The organism is Stenotrophomonas indicatrix (assembly GCF_050573115.1).
In the GTDB taxonomy this organism is placed as follows: domain Bacteria; phylum Pseudomonadota; class Gammaproteobacteria; order Xanthomonadales; family Xanthomonadaceae; genus Stenotrophomonas; species Stenotrophomonas lactitubi_A.
The window spans coordinates 353,706-369,353 of record NZ_JBNYZT010000005.1 but is presented as its reverse complement, the minus strand read 5'-3'; the positions used below and the strand labels follow the sequence as shown (position 1 = coordinate 369,353).

Genomic DNA, 15,648 nt, shown 5'->3' with positions numbered 1-15,648 from the left:
CCCCCCCCCCCCCCCCCCCCCCCCCCCCCCCCCCCCCCCCCCCCCCCCCCCCCCCCCCCCCCCCCCCCCCCCCCCCCCCCCCCCCCCCCCCCCCCCCCCCCCCCCCCCCCCCCCCCCCCCCCCCCCCGCCCCCCCCCCCCCCCCCCCCCCCCCCCCCCCACCCCCCCCCCCCCCCCCCCCCCCCCCCCCCCCCCCCCCCCCCCCGCCCCCCCCCCCCCCCCCCCCGCCCCCCCCCCCCCCCCCCCCCCCCCCCCCGCCGTTGCCCAACTTCGCAAATCCGAAATCTGAGCGACGTTGAAGGGCCCGGCCACCATTGAGGAGCCGGGTCTGACAACGTCTGGTCAAGGTCCGCTTTCGGCCAAAAGCGGACATCCACCAATGCCCGAGTTAAGTCGCCCCGCGAAGCAGCGTCGGCTTGAATGAATTGTTAGGGCGCGCTGCTAGAAAGTCCCGACCTTCCAATGCCAGCTCTTTCCGACTGCAATGAAAAACTTACCTTTCACATGGTATTTGGCGAAAATCTTTCTAATTTCTTCGGCGACGAAATCTGTGATCTCAGATTGATGATTGCCATCATCTTGGAACTCCGCAACGTATGTGTTTGACGGGAGGTCAACAGTCCTGCGCTTCTTTCCCGTTGCGTAGCTTGGATAGTTCAGAGTGTCTAGGTCGTCAGTGATCTTCTTGTAGACGTTCCGTCCATGTGGAGAAATGGATGCGTAATGAAGATCGAATGTGATGGTGACGAAGTAACTCATGATGCTCTTGTGCGCCCTAGCGCCTGAGTTAGGCCGCGCCGCGAAGCGGCGTCGGCTTGGACGAATTGTTAAACCTCAACGCCATTCGCTGCGTAGAAGTCTATGAGCGCATAGATTCGCTCAATGTAGGTAATAAACTGACCTAGGTTTGCTAACACAACGCCAGGGTCGAGATCCGGAATAATCTGAGGGTGTCCCACGCTGTTACGTGTGTGCCTGTAGAAGTTGAAAGCACCGTCCAGCAATTGCTCCAGATCCTGAGCAAGTGGAAGTTCAGTCGGCTTAGTCTTGGCCGATTTGTAAGACCTCTTGAATTCGTCATATCTGACCGAGATCGCGCGATTGTTCACTCGGCTAAAAAAAGCCGCTTTGTGCGATTCATCTTTTATCGAATTCCCGTACGTTTCGATCAGGGTAATGATCGCCTTCTCGCTCGCGCCGCCTAGCATGAAGGCCGCTCCGGCGATGCTGCCTGCCTTGTAGCAGCGAAGCGACTCCTGAAAGAACCAGAGGATGACACCGTCGCAGGCCGGAACCCTTTCTTGCAGAGTCTGCGGAAACTTCTCAATCTCGGCCGGTAGCAGGGCACCTGGAGCAGCAGTGCCCTGTTCGATGCTCGTCTTGACATTATTGGCCCAAGTCTTCAGCGGAGAATCAGCACCTTGGACGTGCATCTTCCCCGTGTTGTAGACCAGGATGATGGATCGATTGGCTCCAGACTTAAGAGAGAACTTGGTGGCGTAGTCGATGTCGTCCTCGCCCGCGTATACACCTTCCCGCTCAAGCATCGCCCGAACACTGTTGCAGATTTGCTCATCACCATTGGGCATGCATATGACCCCTCCCTGAGGTCTAACTACCTGATAGCCGGATCCCTGGGTCCGGGTTATACGAACTGTCCACAGCGCACCGTATGGTGGGCTACGCCCTTGGTAAGACTCAATCTTAGGGTGGCTGGGTCCGGCTAACAACCCGATATATAACCGGACCCACCAGAGTGCAGAGCGTGTGCTTCGGCGGATGTCCGCTTGGGCTCGCATCACGTCCAGCTTCTCGAGCTAGGCGAACGCTTGCCACCCCCTCTACCAGGAGTTGGCCATCGCAATTTTTCACACACCTCAACGCTTCGAGCCCTGGAACAAAGGAAAGGTAGTCGCCAGAAGGCCCCACTGAAGCTGAAAGATATTTGGGCTATCCGGATCAGACTTCAGTTCGGCCACAAGATCCGCAACCTCGCTCTGTTCAACCTAGCGATTGATTCGAAGCTACGCGCCTGCGATCTGGTGAAGCTTCGGGTATCTGATGTCTCGCATGGCGGCCAGATAGCATCCCGCGCAATCGTGATGCACAAAAGACGGCGCGACGTGTCCAGTTCGAGATCACCCAATCTACTCGCGAGCTCGTCCAGGCTTGGATCGTATATGCCGACCTCAAGGCCTCGGATTCCCTACTCCGCAGCCGCGTGGCGGAATCGCCCCACCTGTCGACGAGTCAGTACACCCGGATCATCCAGCGCTGGGTGGAAGATGCCGGCCTCGAGTCGGGCTCCTACGGTACGCACACGATGCGCAGGACCAAAGCTTCGTTGATCTACCGACGCACACGAAACCTTCGGGCCGTCCAGCTCTTGCTTGGGCATACGAAGCTGGAGAGCACCGTTCGCTATCTGGGCATAGGCGTCGAGGACGCCTTAGAGATCGCCGGGCAGACTGATGTCTGAGCCCGGAAAGCCGATCCTCGTCCTGCAGAGGGTCGAGGATCGGCCATCCGCAGCCATAGGCGAGTCGCAGGTGTCGGGAAGCTAATCATGGATCGAGAACGAGCATCAAGGGATTCCCGCCAGAACCAAGATGCAGAGCGGTCCAGGCAGTCAAACTTCGGAGTAACGTTCAGACTACACGTCAAAAACGTGGGCCTGATCTGGGCCAAATAATCTAACAGTTAAAGGTTTTGAAGGTTTGAGACCCGAACTTGCATGAACGATATCCAAGAACATTATTTCAAAGCGCTCCCGCTCAACCGAGCTTGCGTGCGAAAACTGCGTCACCCGAAAAAAATCAACGAGCAGCTTTTCCTTTACAAAGAAATACCCAGCAGTAATTGCCAGCTCCATTAAAACCGGATCCTGCGCTCCCATTGCGCTAGCAATAGATAATGCCCACGCCTCTGAATCACCACGTTGACGCGCAGCACAATTCAAGAACCTATAAACTGCCAAGACATTTTGCCCATTAGTTAATGCCAAATGCCCTGCATTGAAATTGAACAGAGCATCTGAACCAAACCTCTGCATCAGCGGCACGAGCGCTTTCGGAAGATCATGCAGATCGTCCCCAGAAAGACTCTGCAAAACATCAATGCCACCATTCTCCGCAACAACATGCTCTAGACGATCTACTCTCCAATCTTCAACAAATTCACGACAAAGCTCTCGAAGCAAATGAGCTGATGCAGCGTATCCCTCGTCTAGCGGTGTGCCAAGCGCGACATCCAACTCGACGATGGCTTTGGAAAACTCCCCCGCACAAAAAAGCACATCGCCTAGCAAGTAATGCAGCCGTTGCGATGGTTCCAATGCAAGAGCAGCACGGTACTGCTCAGCCGCTTCTGCAAATAGTCCATTCTCAAAGAAAGCCGCACCATATTCATGCCGAAAGTAGGCACGATTGAAGTAATCAGGAAATGCATCTGCCGCCAACTTGAACATCGGCAACGCTTCTGACCACTGATTTTTGTTTGATAGGGCGTTGCCAAGGCTATATGCCGTTGCGGCGCGATGCTCGTCTATCTCGGATGCGGCCAACTCTTCCCGATGCATTGAAATCCATTGGTCGATCTCGCCGTAGCGTTGTGCTGCCACGTATGCAACTACAGGAAACAATGCGCCTCCCATTTCGGGCATGTCGCTTACGCTTTCTCCATGGAATAGGTCTGATGCATCTTTCAATCCAATGGCGTAGATAACCGAATCGATTAGAGGTAAGAAAAACTTTTCTCCCGCTGCTTTGAGCAGCAAACCAAAACAGCACTTTGCTATCGGGCGGGCTACGAGGATTCTGTCGTAGCGACACGCGGTCAGGAAGACAAGCAGGAGGATTGCTTTTGCGATGCAGGAAGGTTCCATCTCGTTGAATTCTTCAATCACCACACCTGGAAGCCCCAGGTATGAGCAAACGATTCCGCTTGGCAGTACAGATACTTCAAAAGCCGCCGAATTTGAACTATCCGCCTCGAACTCAAAGGCGCTCAGATTCTCCAATTCATTCAAAGCGTTGGCAACCTCAACCAGCTTTGCCACAGGCATGTAACCAGATCGAACTGCGACCAAAAATGGAGGTGACTGGCGCTCAGTAAATGCTCTACTTCTCTTCTCCAAAAAAACTTGAATAGCTTTCGGAGAAGTCAACTTATCCCATGGCTTTAGAAACTTGGTCACGCTCAGGGACTGCGCGTCGGGTTTCATCGACCAGGCGACATCATGAAGCCAGCACCAAAAAAAACGTCTTTCGTCGGCGTAGTAGCGCAGCAAAAGCACTGGATCAGTGTGCGCGCCCCAATACTCGAAGTGATCGCGATCTAAGGAAAGTACATCATCGTCAGCCGCATTGTCTGTAGCCTTGAGTTGACCATAGCAACGTAGCCCCGTCGCAAAGCCGTCGGCTTCAAAAATTTCTAACTGAACATCAATGCCATAGTCCTTGCGGAAATCATGTATTACCCACTTTGATGGCAACTCAAACCGAAGTGCTGCAAGTGAAAGCTCTTCTAACTCGTGGTTCCGGACACGCTTTGTTGTCATTTCGAAGTTCCCTGACGCACTTGTATATTTCGAGCTTGGCCTCCTTATCCATTAGATCCCATCTTAGGAGGGGGGGAGGCCGCTTTCTGATCGTCTGCCAGCGCCACGACACTTCTGCTTTGGGTCGTGAGAGGACGATAGCATTCTGGTTGCACCCTCTTGCGTAGGCGCGTCCGATTTCGGCCAGCAGTGGGCGTTCAACGTTTGAATTAAGCCGTACCACGAAGCGGCGTCGGCTTAAATAAATCGTTAGGGCCTAGCGGCACGCCTGGCCTTGAACTTATCAAAGCGGTCTCGGTACGAGAACATGTAGTCAAGAATGGCGTTTGTGAACTCCAGGATGTCTTTTGCGTCAGGCTGCGCGATGTTCAACCCAACCCCATGCGCGGCCTCATTGCCAGCGACCCGGAGCGAGTCAGACCACTCATAAAGACGATCATCTATTTGTCCTTGATCTCGCATAGCTTTTAGTGATCCAGCAAGGTTTCTCTCGTTGACGCCATGCTCAGCGCAAATGCCCTCCAATGTTTTGCGGCACATGATTGCTGAAGCCGTATAGGCTTGAGCGCGATAGCAGGCGCAAGCCTCCTCGAAGGCGGCCTGAATGCTTCGTGGCGCGTTTGGGTTGACACGCAGATCGGTAGAGGGGAACACCAAGTAGGGCGTGTCCCATCGATCGCCTTCGACCATATTGCCAATGTTGTTTTGGCGGATGAGGATCGGCGAATTACACTGCGCGCATGAAAGTAGCGTGAAAAGCGTGGAGGGCCCCTGCCCGTTAGAGAGGCGCTCATAGGCGCCACACTCGCGAGTTTGGACGTGCGCGCGGCATTCAAAGCATTCAACGATCATGCGACCTTCTCCTAGGCCTTAACTCCGGAATTAGGCCGGCCCGCGCAGCGGTTCGGCTTGGATGAATTGTTAGGCAACAGCATCGGAGGCCGAAGCCTGCTTGGCAAGTACCCGGTCGCCGCAGCAGACGCTGCACGGCTCAAAACCGGTCGTGCGTTCTCCGCCCACGACGCGCTCAAGGCAGACCTCTCCGCGACCACGGCAGATAGCACCCATCGGAGCCAGAAGCGTACGCCGGACTCTCCACGTGCTTCAGTGGTAAGAACTTGTCCCCGGCTTACCCTATTCGGCGCGATCAGCGGGTACGGGTACGGGTGCGGTAGCGGCCCACCGGGCGGCTAGAACAGGATGTCGAGGTCCTCGACAGAAGCTACTGCTTGCCGCCGAGCGAGCTTCCATCTTTCCTCGCATGCTTTGATGAAGCGCACCGTGCTGGCGACGTTGCTGGCGATCAGAAGTGCCTCATCGTATGCCAGCACTGGATTGTCATGGGCCATCGTGTGGTTGTTCCGAACGTAGTCGAATTGACCGAAGATCGTGGTCGCGCCTTTCAGGATGTGCTCCGCCATCTGGGAAGTCAGAAGACCTTCTTCCCTGATGCGCTTCACGTAGGCACCCATAAGGCCACCCAACGGCACCGAACGGTCTCTCGGTATACCGCGCTCTTCGCAGAGCTTTCGAAGAAACTTGACGAGGAACGTATGCAGCCTGTCTAAGCCTTGCTCGGGCTCGTCGCGCTCGAAACATTCTCTCGCTGCTTTCGCCACCTTCTGAAAGTCTTCCGTCTCACCATCGATGGCCTCAATGTCATCCACAGGCCTGGCTTGCGCCAGCCGCGCTGCAATGGCTTCGCAATCCCGGAAGAGTACCTGCCGCTCCAATGCCGAATGTCCGGTATCCCGGCAGTGCTCTAGCAGTTCGTGGATGACCCGACCTACCAAGGAGTCATCTTCTTTGGTCCAGAAGCTGCGCAAATGGTTAGCTTTGGACGAGCCATTGCCACTGTATGCCCCGCCATAGATGTCTCGATTGCCCCTCTCTTCGAAAAACCGAGCAAACGAACTATTCGAAAAATCGAGGACGTAACCACTGCTCATGCCGAACAGATCTTCAAGCTTCCGTCTCTCGCGAGGACTCAAACTGGACATAGGTGGCTTCGGGGAGTTCTAGGACAGATCTCTACGATTAGGGGAATGATCACCATGGGATGTCATCCTCCTCAACCGCCGACTCCGCTTCAGAACCTGCTGCGGGGCTCATCATTTCAACGAGGCGTTCGCCTTGAGCCAGCAGATGGTCGTAGGTCATTACGGAGATCCCGTGGAGACGGCGATTGAGCCCATGAAGTGCACGCTGCTGCTCGTCTGTCCATCCGTGGGATCGGCCAATGACAATCGTGGCGCGGGGGTGATAGGCCACCACCTCTTTGTGGTCTAGAAGCCCATCCTTCGCAGCCTGGTGGAGGATGTCTAGATACCGGTGGCATTGGCCGATGGCCCGGGAAACGTCTGCCGAAAAGTAATAATTCTTGTGGGTGGCGTCGTAGAGCAGAACCTCCTTGTCGGGTCGCTTCAACTCAACGATATCCCGATACCCCGCGATCACGTTGGGCAACAACAGGTCGAGGTTGTCTCCGGTGGAAATGGCCCGAACTTCGTCACGGACCACATAGGCATTTCCGAACGCCCAACAGTGCTTCTCACACCATGCCTGATAGGTCTGCTCCCCTGCCTCACCGCTTCCCAGATTGGAGCGCAATTCGGCCACCGCTGATCGCATCTCGCTCAGACGGATTGACCCACGCAGCGCAGTACTCAACTCATGCGTGAGTTCAGTGCTGGACAAATGGCCCAGCAACTCCGACTGCGATAGAACCTTTGTCAGGGCACCCACCAGCTCTTGAGGGTTGTGGCCCGTCAGATTGGCCTCGCCGTTGGCCACCCGAATCAAGATGAACTCACCCGTTTCCGACTGAGCGGCGAGGGGCAGATGTGTCTGTAGGTATTTGAGCAGCTGGAGGGACGAAGTTTCCGACAACGTGAGGGTCTTGGCCTTGTCCTCAATCCACGGCTGGTCCTTCGCTTTCACGAAACCTTCGAGCTTCAGCGAGAACGTGGTTCGACCGTCGCTGTGTGGAATAAACCAAGCCAGGGCGTGGAGCTTGCTCTTACTGGTCTCATTGAGCACAACTGGTGGTGCGTAGTCCACCTTGCCACTGCTGGCCGTCTTCCTCACCACCTTCTGGACTTGCCCTGGCCCTTCCATATCGCCTCCCCGCTTAAGCCCCGATTGCCGCCTTCAACTGCTCGGTGACGCTGTTGCCCTTCTCGTCCTTCAACTGGGCCATGAGGTAGATCCCCTTGCCCTTGCTCTTGGTCGCCCAGAGCTCGCCCACCATCCGCTTTTCCTTCTCGGTGTCGGACGAATACCGGTCCCCGCCTTTGTATTCCACGACCAGCAGGCGCCCGTCCTTGAGACGAGCGACGAAGTCAGGATAGGTGCGCTGCTTGGCGGTGGGCATCCAGAACTGGCTGCGATCCACCAGGTTGCGCACCCAGAACTCCACCTCGTCCAGCTGGTCGATGGCCTGGGCGCAAAGGAATTCCTCACCGACCTTGCCGCCCGCTGTCTTCCACTGAAGGTCGCCCACGAAGGGAAAGTAGTGCTTGCGGAACCGGTAGGTGCCGCCCTGGTAGTAGGAGTGCGCCGGATACAGGGTCATGTCCGCCGGGTAGGTAAACATCGCGTCTGGCTCGTCGCTGACCACGACCTCGGCGGCATCGGCGAATAGGGCCTGCTGGAAGCCATCATTTAACGCCTCGACCTTGGCGAGCTGGAGCTGCTCACTCAGCTTACGCCTGAGGACGAACTGGCCGTTGAGCAGCTGGGACAGGGAGAAGCCCTGGTCCTGGGACAGTCCGCTGATTGCCCGGCGCACCCACTCCCGCAGCACCGGCTGTTTCACGGCCGGGTCACGGATCTTCTGGTCTAGCCATCCCACCAGGTCTGCTTCGGTCCGGTCCTTGGCAAAGCCCGGAAGGTAAGTGTTCACATCGTCGTCGATCTTGGTATAGGTGATTCTTTCATCAACCAGATCGACTTCGAATGTCTGGCTGTCGGCGTTGAATTTGAGGCTCGACAGGTCCGGCCGGTAAGCCAGCAAATCCCAGGCGAATCCGCTCGGCACCGCGCCGCTTTCGACGAACTCCAGCTCGCCCTGCTCCATGACACATAGGCGGGGCACGCTGAAGACCATACCGTTCTGGCTGGGCGCTTTGACGGTCTTGGAGACGATCTGGTGACGTTCGATGGTAGCCGCAGCGTCCTTGCGCTCCTTGGCGGACACGGCCAAGGTAATCGCCTCCACCGTGGAATCGTCCACCTCCCCCGTGATCTCGATCGTGCCGCCCTTGCCGTCCTTGTTGGGCACAAACACCACGTTGCCCTGGTCGCGCTCGGGCACGTTGGTCAGGTCCGGTGGCTTGCTGACCGCCACGGTGGTCTTGGGCGGTGCTGGGACAGGATTCGCTCCACCTTGCAGGACCAAGCCAGGGCCGGGCGTCGCTTCGCGCTGGACGGCGCCTACGGCTTCCAATGGATTGAAGCCAATGTCGATGAGCGACTTGGTCAGCTCTGCCGCCGCCAGGTTGAAGTGGGTAGTGGTGACGTGGGCATAGGCCTTGTTCATGGCTTCCTGCTTGCGCCGGGTGGCGTATGGCATCCGGAGCACGCGGCCCAGCAGCTGCTGGATATCCTTATCGCTCTTGACCTGGGCCACCGAGCAGAACACGTAGGCAAAGGAACAGTCCCAGCCCTCCTTGAGCGCCTGCTTGGTGATGATGACCTCGATGGGACAGTCCTTGGCGAACAGGTCAACCCCGTCGATCTCGCGCTGATCTCCGGTGGCGATGGCGATCGCCTTCTCCGGCACCTTCTCGTTATCGATGAGGTGCCGCTTGACCTCTTCCACCGTGGCCGTCCCCTTGGCGTTCTCAGCCTGGATCAGCAGGATGGGGCGGATGTAATCCGGTTCGTTAAGCGCGGTCTTTCCCAGCTCGTTGCGACGGGCCACGGCGCTGCCCACCGCCGCCTCCCATTGCCCCACATGCTCCTTGAGCATGACGGGAAACTTGATCATGTTGGCCACCTTCAGTTCGAAGGCGCTGACGCTGACCAGAACATTGCTCTTGCTTGCTTCCGGTGTGGCGGTCAGTTCCACCACAACCTTCGCACCTAAGCGTTGGTAGACCTCGTAGGACAGCGGTGTGTTGGCGTTGTGCGCCTCGTCGGTGATGACCAACGGCCCATGAAGCTTTAGCAGGTTGGCGAACGACGCGATGGCCCTGCCAGCTGCGTTCTGCTCCAGATACGGCAGATCCGACACGCTCCCGGCGAAGTGTGCCTCTAAGTCCTCGTGGTGCTCGTAGACCTTGCGGCCTTCCTGGTTCTCCACGCGAAGGGCTGCCATCGTGGAAATCACCACGCACACCTTCGTGCCAAGATCTGCGGGGCGAATGTGAGTGAAATCTTCGACGTCGAACACCGCGACCTTGCCACCGAAGGCCTCATCCAACTCCTGACGGTAGGGGTGGCGGGTATCCTTGAACGCTTCCAGCGTCTGGGTCTTGATCTGGGTGGTGGGCACCATCCACATGACCAGCGGATACGTCCGCTCCAGGTAAGCATCCCCTACCGCTTGAATAATGTGAGCGCCCATCACCGTCTTGCCGCCGCCCGTGGGGATGCGCAGGCACACGTAAGGCGTGGCTTCCATGCCCGGCATGGGCTTGTAGTCCGTGACCAGGCCCGGATCCACGTTCTTCTCAAACGCAGATGCGGGACCGGTCAATCGCGCGTCTTCTAGGAACTGATCCAAGCTGGACAGGGCCCGCCGTTGATACACCTTCAGGGAGAGAGCCATAGTCAGCGCGCCTTGATGTCGTAGGGAGTTTGCTTGAAGGTGATCTGGAGTTCTTCCAACCGCTCTTTCGGCAGGTCGCAGGACTCACCGTAAATCACCTTGGGTCCGTCGAATGGCTCCAGTCCTCGCAACACCCTTTTGGTCAGCACGTTGCCACCGCTCTTGCTTTCGTCGCCCAGGATCCCGTTGAACAACAGGTAGTAACCCACGCCGTGGTGCTCGCCCAGAAATGCCGTCTTGGGCGCACGAGTGGAGCGCGCGGTGCCGGTCTCAGCGAACCACACGTGGGCTGCCAAGTATTCAAAGCGAATGCCCTCCCGGATGTGACCGTTCTCGTCGAAGACGGGCACTCCGAGCTTGTAGAAGCGGAAGCCACCGCCGCCTTGCCATCCCACCACCTCAGAAACTCCGCCCTTCTCTCCGTCCACCACTTTCACTAGCCGAGGCTGGCACATCGATCGAGCGTGCTCACCCGCTTCCACCCCGATCCAGCGACGCTTCATTTTGTGCGCCACAGCAGCGGTCGTGCCGGATCCGAGAAAGCTGTCGAGCACGATATCGCCCTCTTCGGTGGCGATCCGAATCACGCGCTCCAGGAGGGCTTCCGGCTTTGGAGTATCGAATGCCACATCCCCCGGAAAGAGCTTACGCAGCTCGTTCTTTGATGTTCGGTTACTACCGACATCCTCTTTACGCCAAAGCGTGCGGGGCACAAGGTCGCCGACCTCAGACAGAAACTTCTTGATGCTCGGACGCGCGTCCCTTTTAGGTCCCCACCAGATACGTCCATCTTCGTCCAGCTCACGAAGCTTGTCTTCAGAGATGCGCCAGAAGCGACCTGGCGGAGGAGAAAATGTGCGCCCCGTGGGCCCGGTCAACGTATAGGTGCCTTTCGAATATGGTTTGTTCGCATAGGGATCCCCAGGAAGCCACGGCCCACGCGGATCATTGTCAGGGTTCGTATAGATGGCATTCGACCTCTCATCTCGGGGCAGCTTTCGGGGGCGCCACTCGTCATTTTTGGAGTATACGAAGATGAAATCGTGGTCGCTGGAAAACTGACGTGCGGAATTTCGAGGAGAGTCCGCCTTTTCCCATATAAGAGTGGAGACAAAATTTTTCCGGAGAAAAATTTCGTCCATGATCACTTTGAGGTAGTGAGCCTCTGCATCGTCAAGCGTGATCCAGATCGATCCATCCTCGGCCAGCAGCTCCCGCAGAAGCTCAAGGCGCGGATACATCATGGATAGCCACTTGGCGTGCTCCATATTGTCATCGTAGTGCTCGAACGCGCTCCGCGTGTTGTATGGAGGATCAATGAAGATGCACTTCACCTGCCCCGCATAGTAGGGAAGCAGCGCCTTCAAGGCATCTAAGTTGTCCCCTTCGATCAGCATGTTGGAGGAATCCTCTTCCCCATAGGACAAGCTGGCCACCGGCTCCAACAGACGGTAGGGCGTTAGGGCAGATCGAGTCAGGTCCTCGTCACGGTTGGACCAGTTAAGCAATGGCATCTAAGGACATCCCCTCAAACAGGTCCCCAGTATCGTTCAGCCCCATGGTAAAGGGCCACTTTCGCAGCACCTGCAACATGACAAGGCTTTGTTTCCAAAGGCTTCCCCCATCAGTGGCAGGCCAGCGACATCGCCGATTGCGCAGACCCAAAGCCGGCAGGCAGCTGGGCCCTGCAGCCCACCTCACCTCGATCACCTGCCCGGGCTTCGCGTGCTGCGGGTAGAGCTCCCCATCGAAGCTCACTTGGGTAGCCTCGGTCGCCGTCTTGGCCACCGTTCCCGCCTCGGTGGCCGGGTCGGTGAGGCAGAAGGTTCGTGCGGTTTCGGTCAGGTGCATGTCAAGGTAGTGTTCGCCTGTTTCACGCGGCTATTCGAATTTTGGTCGCAGCCGTCACGGCGCTGTCCTTCTCCGGATTCCGGGCAACCGCTTCAATCCGCTTCCAGTTTCGGGCCGGGCCGCTCCAGCGTGATGGATGGGCTTGGCGCGCCTGCTGATGCAGCGCATGGCGTGCCTTCGGGATCGCCACGTCCTGGCCTGCATGCCGTTAAATGGGCTGACATAATTGATGTTGCTACGGCGATGGTCGTGCTTGTACCAAGGCACGAAGGTGGCTGCCCGATCCTACACAACTACGTCCTCCCCTCATAGGCATCCACAATAAGTGGCTTGGCCCGCTCCAAATCATCGAGATTCGAGATCGCAACCTCCAAGTCTCCGGTGCCCCAATGGCCGAACGCTCGGGCATCGCGCATGTTGGGCGCTAAGTGGGCAATCGAATCGGGATCGATGTGCAAGAAGAGGAGCAAGCGACTCTTTTGCGGCACGACAGTTGCGAAGTTCTTAAGACGTTTGAATGCCATGTACAGCTTGAGCTCTTTGCGCTGAACGTCATCACCTAGCGATCCGATGAAATCGTCCAACGAACCAATCAATCCCGCCATTTCGGGGCTATACAATGCCATCCACTCGGAATATGTCCTATCGCCAGTGGAACTGGAAGACCTTGGAGTATTGGTGAACGGCACGTCCACTACTACTTCGCGTGCCCTGACCTTTCCGCGACCAGTAGTTGCGGTGTTGACCTGCTCAAACAACAGCAGATCATCTCCAAATCGCCTGTACCGAATGAGCTCCACACTCTGGTTGATCTGCTGGACGGCGTGTGCATCGAATTTCGTGAAATCCGCTGCAATGCAGACAACTCGCGGAGAACTCCAATCAATTTGCGAGGCCGCGGCGGTGCCCAGCGCATCCATTACCTTCAGCTTGAACTCGGCCTGATGATCCATTAGCCAATCCAGGTAGTAGAGCCCCTGATTAATGACGTTCTCACCGATTGAACGCTTGTACTCAATAATGACAGGGCTGTTATTTTCATCCAGGCCCAAAGAGTCAATGCGACCACCATGGGTCTTTCCGGTCACGTACTCAGTCGCAACAAACCGAATCCCAAGCATAGGCAGCAAATTGGCCTCAATCAGCGTCTGAAGCGGCTTCTCCAGATCTGAAGCCCTTCCCTGCAGTTCAGCCGCTTTGCCGTCAACCAACCTGAAAAGCTTGATGTCACTCATTCCGTCCGATTCCCTTCAACTCTGCGCCTAGCGTACCGGCAAACAGCCCATCCCATACAACAAGGGCGCCTCTCGGCGCCCTCATTCTCTCAACTCATTCCCACTCAATAGTAGCCGGCGGCTTCCCCGAGATGTCATAAACCACCCTCGACACCCCCCGCAACTCATTGATGATCCGGTTGCTCACCGTACCCAGGAACTCATACGGCAGATGCGCCCAATGCGCGGTCATGAAGTCAATCGTCTCCACGGCCCGCAGCGCAATCACCCACTCATAAGCCCGCGCATCGCCCACCACGCCCACCGACTTCACCGGCAGGAACACGGCAAACGCCTGGCTGGTCTTGTCGTACAGGTCAGCCTTGCGCAGCTCATCAATGAAGATGGCATCGGCCTTGGCCAGCAGTTCGGCGTATTCGCGCTTCACTTCGCCCAGAATGCGCACGCCCAGGCCCGGGCCCGGGAACGGATGGCGGTAGACCATGCTGCGCGGCAGGCCCAGCTCAACGCCCAGGCGGCGCACTTCGTCCTTGAACAGCTCGCGCAACGGCTCCACCAGGCCCAGCTTCATGTGCTCCGGCAGGCCGCCCACGTTGTGGTGGCTCTTGATCACATGCGCCTTGCCGGTCTTGCTGCCGGCCGACTCGATCACGTCCGGGTAGATGGTGCCCTGCGCCAGCCACTTGGCGTTCTTCAGCTTGTTCGACTCTTCGTCGAAGATCTCAACGAACAGGTTGCCGATGATCTTGCGCTTGGCTTCCGGGTCGCTCACGCCTTCCAGCGCGCTGAAGTAACGGTCGGCGGCATTCACGCGCACCACCTTCACGCCCATGTGCTCGGCAAACATCGCCATCACCTGGTCGCCTTCCTGCCAGCGCAGCAGGCCGGTATCCACGAACACGCAGGTCAGCTTCTCACCGATGGCCTTGTGCAGCAGCGCCGCCACCACGGACGAATCCACGCCGCCGGACAGGCCCAGGATCACTTCGTCGTCGCCCACCTGTTCGCGCACGCGGGCGATCTGGTCGTCGATGATGTTGGCGGCGGTCCACAGGGTCTGGCAGCCGCACACGTCCACCACGAAGCGGCGCAGCAGCGCCTGGCCCTGCAGGGTGTGGGTCACTTCCGGGTGGAACTGCACGCCGTACCAACGCTTTTCTTCGTTGGCCATGGCGGCCACCGGAATGCGGTCGGTGGTGGCGGTGATGGTGAAGCCCGGCGGCGCAACGGAGACGTGGTCGCCGTGGCTCATCCAGACATTCAACTTCGGCTCACCGCCATGGTCGCTCAGGCCCTTGAACAGCGCATCCGGGTTGATCACGTTCACTTCGGCGTGGCCGAATTCGCGCTGGTCAGCGGCTTCGGTGGCACCGCCCAGCTGCGCGGCCAGGGTCTGCATGCCGTAGCAGATGCCGAAGATCGGCAGGCCGCTGTCGAACACTTCCTGCGGCGCGGCGGGGGCGCCCGGCAGCGTGGTCGATTCCGGGCCACCGGACAGGATGATGCCCTTGGCGCCGAAGCCGGCGATCTCGGCCGGGTTGTGGTCCCACGCCCAGATTTCGCAGTAGACGCCCAGCTCGCGGATGCGGCGGGCAATCAGCTGCGTGTACTGCGCGCCGAAATCGAGGATGAGGATCTTGTCGTTATGGATGTTGGTCATTCGGGCGCTCAGGGATGGGTAGTACAGAGAAGGTGCTCAGCACGCTGGCGGACAACTCACGCCGCAATTCATCGGCCACCGGATCCGGCGCGGTCCATCGCACGCCGATGAAGCCATCGGCACGCTGCTCGCGCCGTGGATAGGGATCGCCCCACATGCAGGTCTGCAGCCGTTCGATGTCGGCGCTGCTGGTTTCGCAGCGGATCAGCCGCGCATCGGTCATGTCGACAAGCTTCTCGTCGAACCAGGAACCGAAGCTCCGCTCGAAGTGCGGGAGCTGCGTCGACCAGCCCAGCCGGCGATAGCTCTCATCACGCAGTGACGGCAGAATCTCCGGGCTGTATTCACCCTGCCAGCAAACCAGCAAGCCGTTGAAACTGGATGCGCGCGGCGGCACCAGGCGCCATTGCAGCGCCCCCTGCGGCTCAAGCCGCCAGCCCTGTGGCAGGTCGAAGGTCAGGTTCGGACAGGACACCCGGTTCGCAGGGGGCGCCACCTCGGCCGAGGAGTGCTCGGCAGCGCCGGAGCACCCCGCGACCAGCAGGGCCACGCCAAGCAAGCTCCCGCCACGG

Annotated in this window: 13 protein-coding genes; 1 reads left to right on the top strand and 12 read right to left on the bottom strand. The window is 58.2% G+C overall.

From position 1 onward, the window contains the following. Positions 1-440: 440 nt before the first annotated feature. On the bottom strand, positions 441-758 hold the full coding sequence (locus tag ACQ5SA_RS14455) for a hypothetical protein (RefSeq protein ID WP_499314622.1): 318 nt from the start codon (positions 756-758) through the stop codon (positions 441-443). A gap of 68 nt (positions 759-826) precedes the next feature. Beyond that, positions 827-1,588 carry a hypothetical protein gene (locus ACQ5SA_RS14450; protein ID WP_499314620.1) on the bottom strand — a complete coding sequence of 254 codons (762 nt, stop codon included), beginning with the start codon at positions 1,586-1,588 and terminating at the stop codon, positions 827-829. A 497-nt stretch (positions 1,589-2,085) separates the two neighbouring features. On the opposite strand from ACQ5SA_RS14450, the gene ACQ5SA_RS14445 reads away from it, so the two are divergent. Then, positions 2,086-2,478: a tyrosine-type recombinase/integrase gene (locus ACQ5SA_RS14445; protein ID WP_499314631.1), complete on the top strand. Its 393-nt coding sequence runs from the start codon at positions 2,086-2,088 to the stop codon at positions 2,476-2,478. Between the two features lie 174 nt (positions 2,479-2,652). Here the strand turns inward: ACQ5SA_RS14445 and ACQ5SA_RS14440 are convergent, their stop codons facing one another. The 10 genes from ACQ5SA_RS14440 to ACQ5SA_RS14395 form a co-directional block, all read right to left on the bottom strand. Beyond that, positions 2,653-4,557: a DUF4365 domain-containing protein gene (locus tag ACQ5SA_RS14440; RefSeq protein WP_499314618.1), complete on the bottom strand. Its 1,905-nt coding sequence runs from the start codon at positions 4,555-4,557 to the stop codon at positions 2,653-2,655. 249 nt (positions 4,558-4,806) lie between these two features. Further along, positions 4,807-5,409 (bottom strand): DUF4145 domain-containing protein, encoded by a 603-nt coding sequence (locus ACQ5SA_RS14435; protein ID WP_499314616.1) that lies wholly within the window; start codon positions 5,407-5,409, stop codon positions 4,807-4,809. Positions 5,410-5,747: 338 nt separating this feature from the next. Beyond that, positions 5,748-6,557, bottom strand: a complete 810-nt coding sequence (locus tag ACQ5SA_RS14430; protein ID WP_499314615.1) for an abortive infection family protein — start codon at positions 6,555-6,557, stop codon at positions 5,748-5,750. Between the two features lie 49 nt (positions 6,558-6,606). Continuing rightward, the gene (locus tag ACQ5SA_RS14425) at positions 6,607-7,617 is read right to left on the bottom strand and encodes a Shedu anti-phage system protein SduA domain-containing protein (protein WP_499314613.1); all 1,011 of its coding nucleotides are present in this window, start codon (positions 7,615-7,617) and stop codon (positions 6,607-6,609) included. 70 nt (positions 7,618-7,687) lie between these two features. After that, positions 7,688-10,330, bottom strand: a complete 2,643-nt coding sequence (locus tag ACQ5SA_RS14420) for a DEAD/DEAH box helicase (protein ID WP_499314611.1) — start codon at positions 10,328-10,330, stop codon at positions 7,688-7,690. Between the two features lie 2 nt (positions 10,331-10,332). Continuing rightward, positions 10,333-11,727, bottom strand: coding sequence for a site-specific DNA-methyltransferase (locus tag ACQ5SA_RS14415; protein WP_499314609.1), 1,395 nt, complete (start codon positions 11,725-11,727; stop codon positions 10,333-10,335). Positions 11,728-11,830: 103 nt separating this feature from the next. After that, positions 11,831-12,181: a hypothetical protein gene (locus tag ACQ5SA_RS14410; protein WP_499314608.1), complete on the bottom strand. Its 351-nt coding sequence runs from the start codon at positions 12,179-12,181 to the stop codon at positions 11,831-11,833. Positions 12,182-12,474: 293 nt separating this feature from the next. Beyond that, a complete protein-coding gene (locus ACQ5SA_RS14405; protein WP_499314606.1) occupies positions 12,475-13,416 on the bottom strand; it encodes a DUF5655 domain-containing protein in 942 nt (313 codons plus the stop codon). A gap of 94 nt (positions 13,417-13,510) precedes the next feature. Continuing rightward, a complete protein-coding gene (gene guaA / locus ACQ5SA_RS14400; RefSeq protein WP_108265561.1) occupies positions 13,511-15,076 on the bottom strand; it encodes a glutamine-hydrolyzing GMP synthase in 1,566 nt (521 codons plus the stop codon). Then, positions 15,060-15,626 (bottom strand): hypothetical protein, encoded by a 567-nt coding sequence (locus ACQ5SA_RS14395; protein ID WP_499314604.1) that lies wholly within the window; start codon positions 15,624-15,626, stop codon positions 15,060-15,062. Before ACQ5SA_RS14395 ends, guaA begins: the two co-directional genes overlap by 17 nt. Positions 15,627-15,648: the final 22 nt, after the last annotated feature.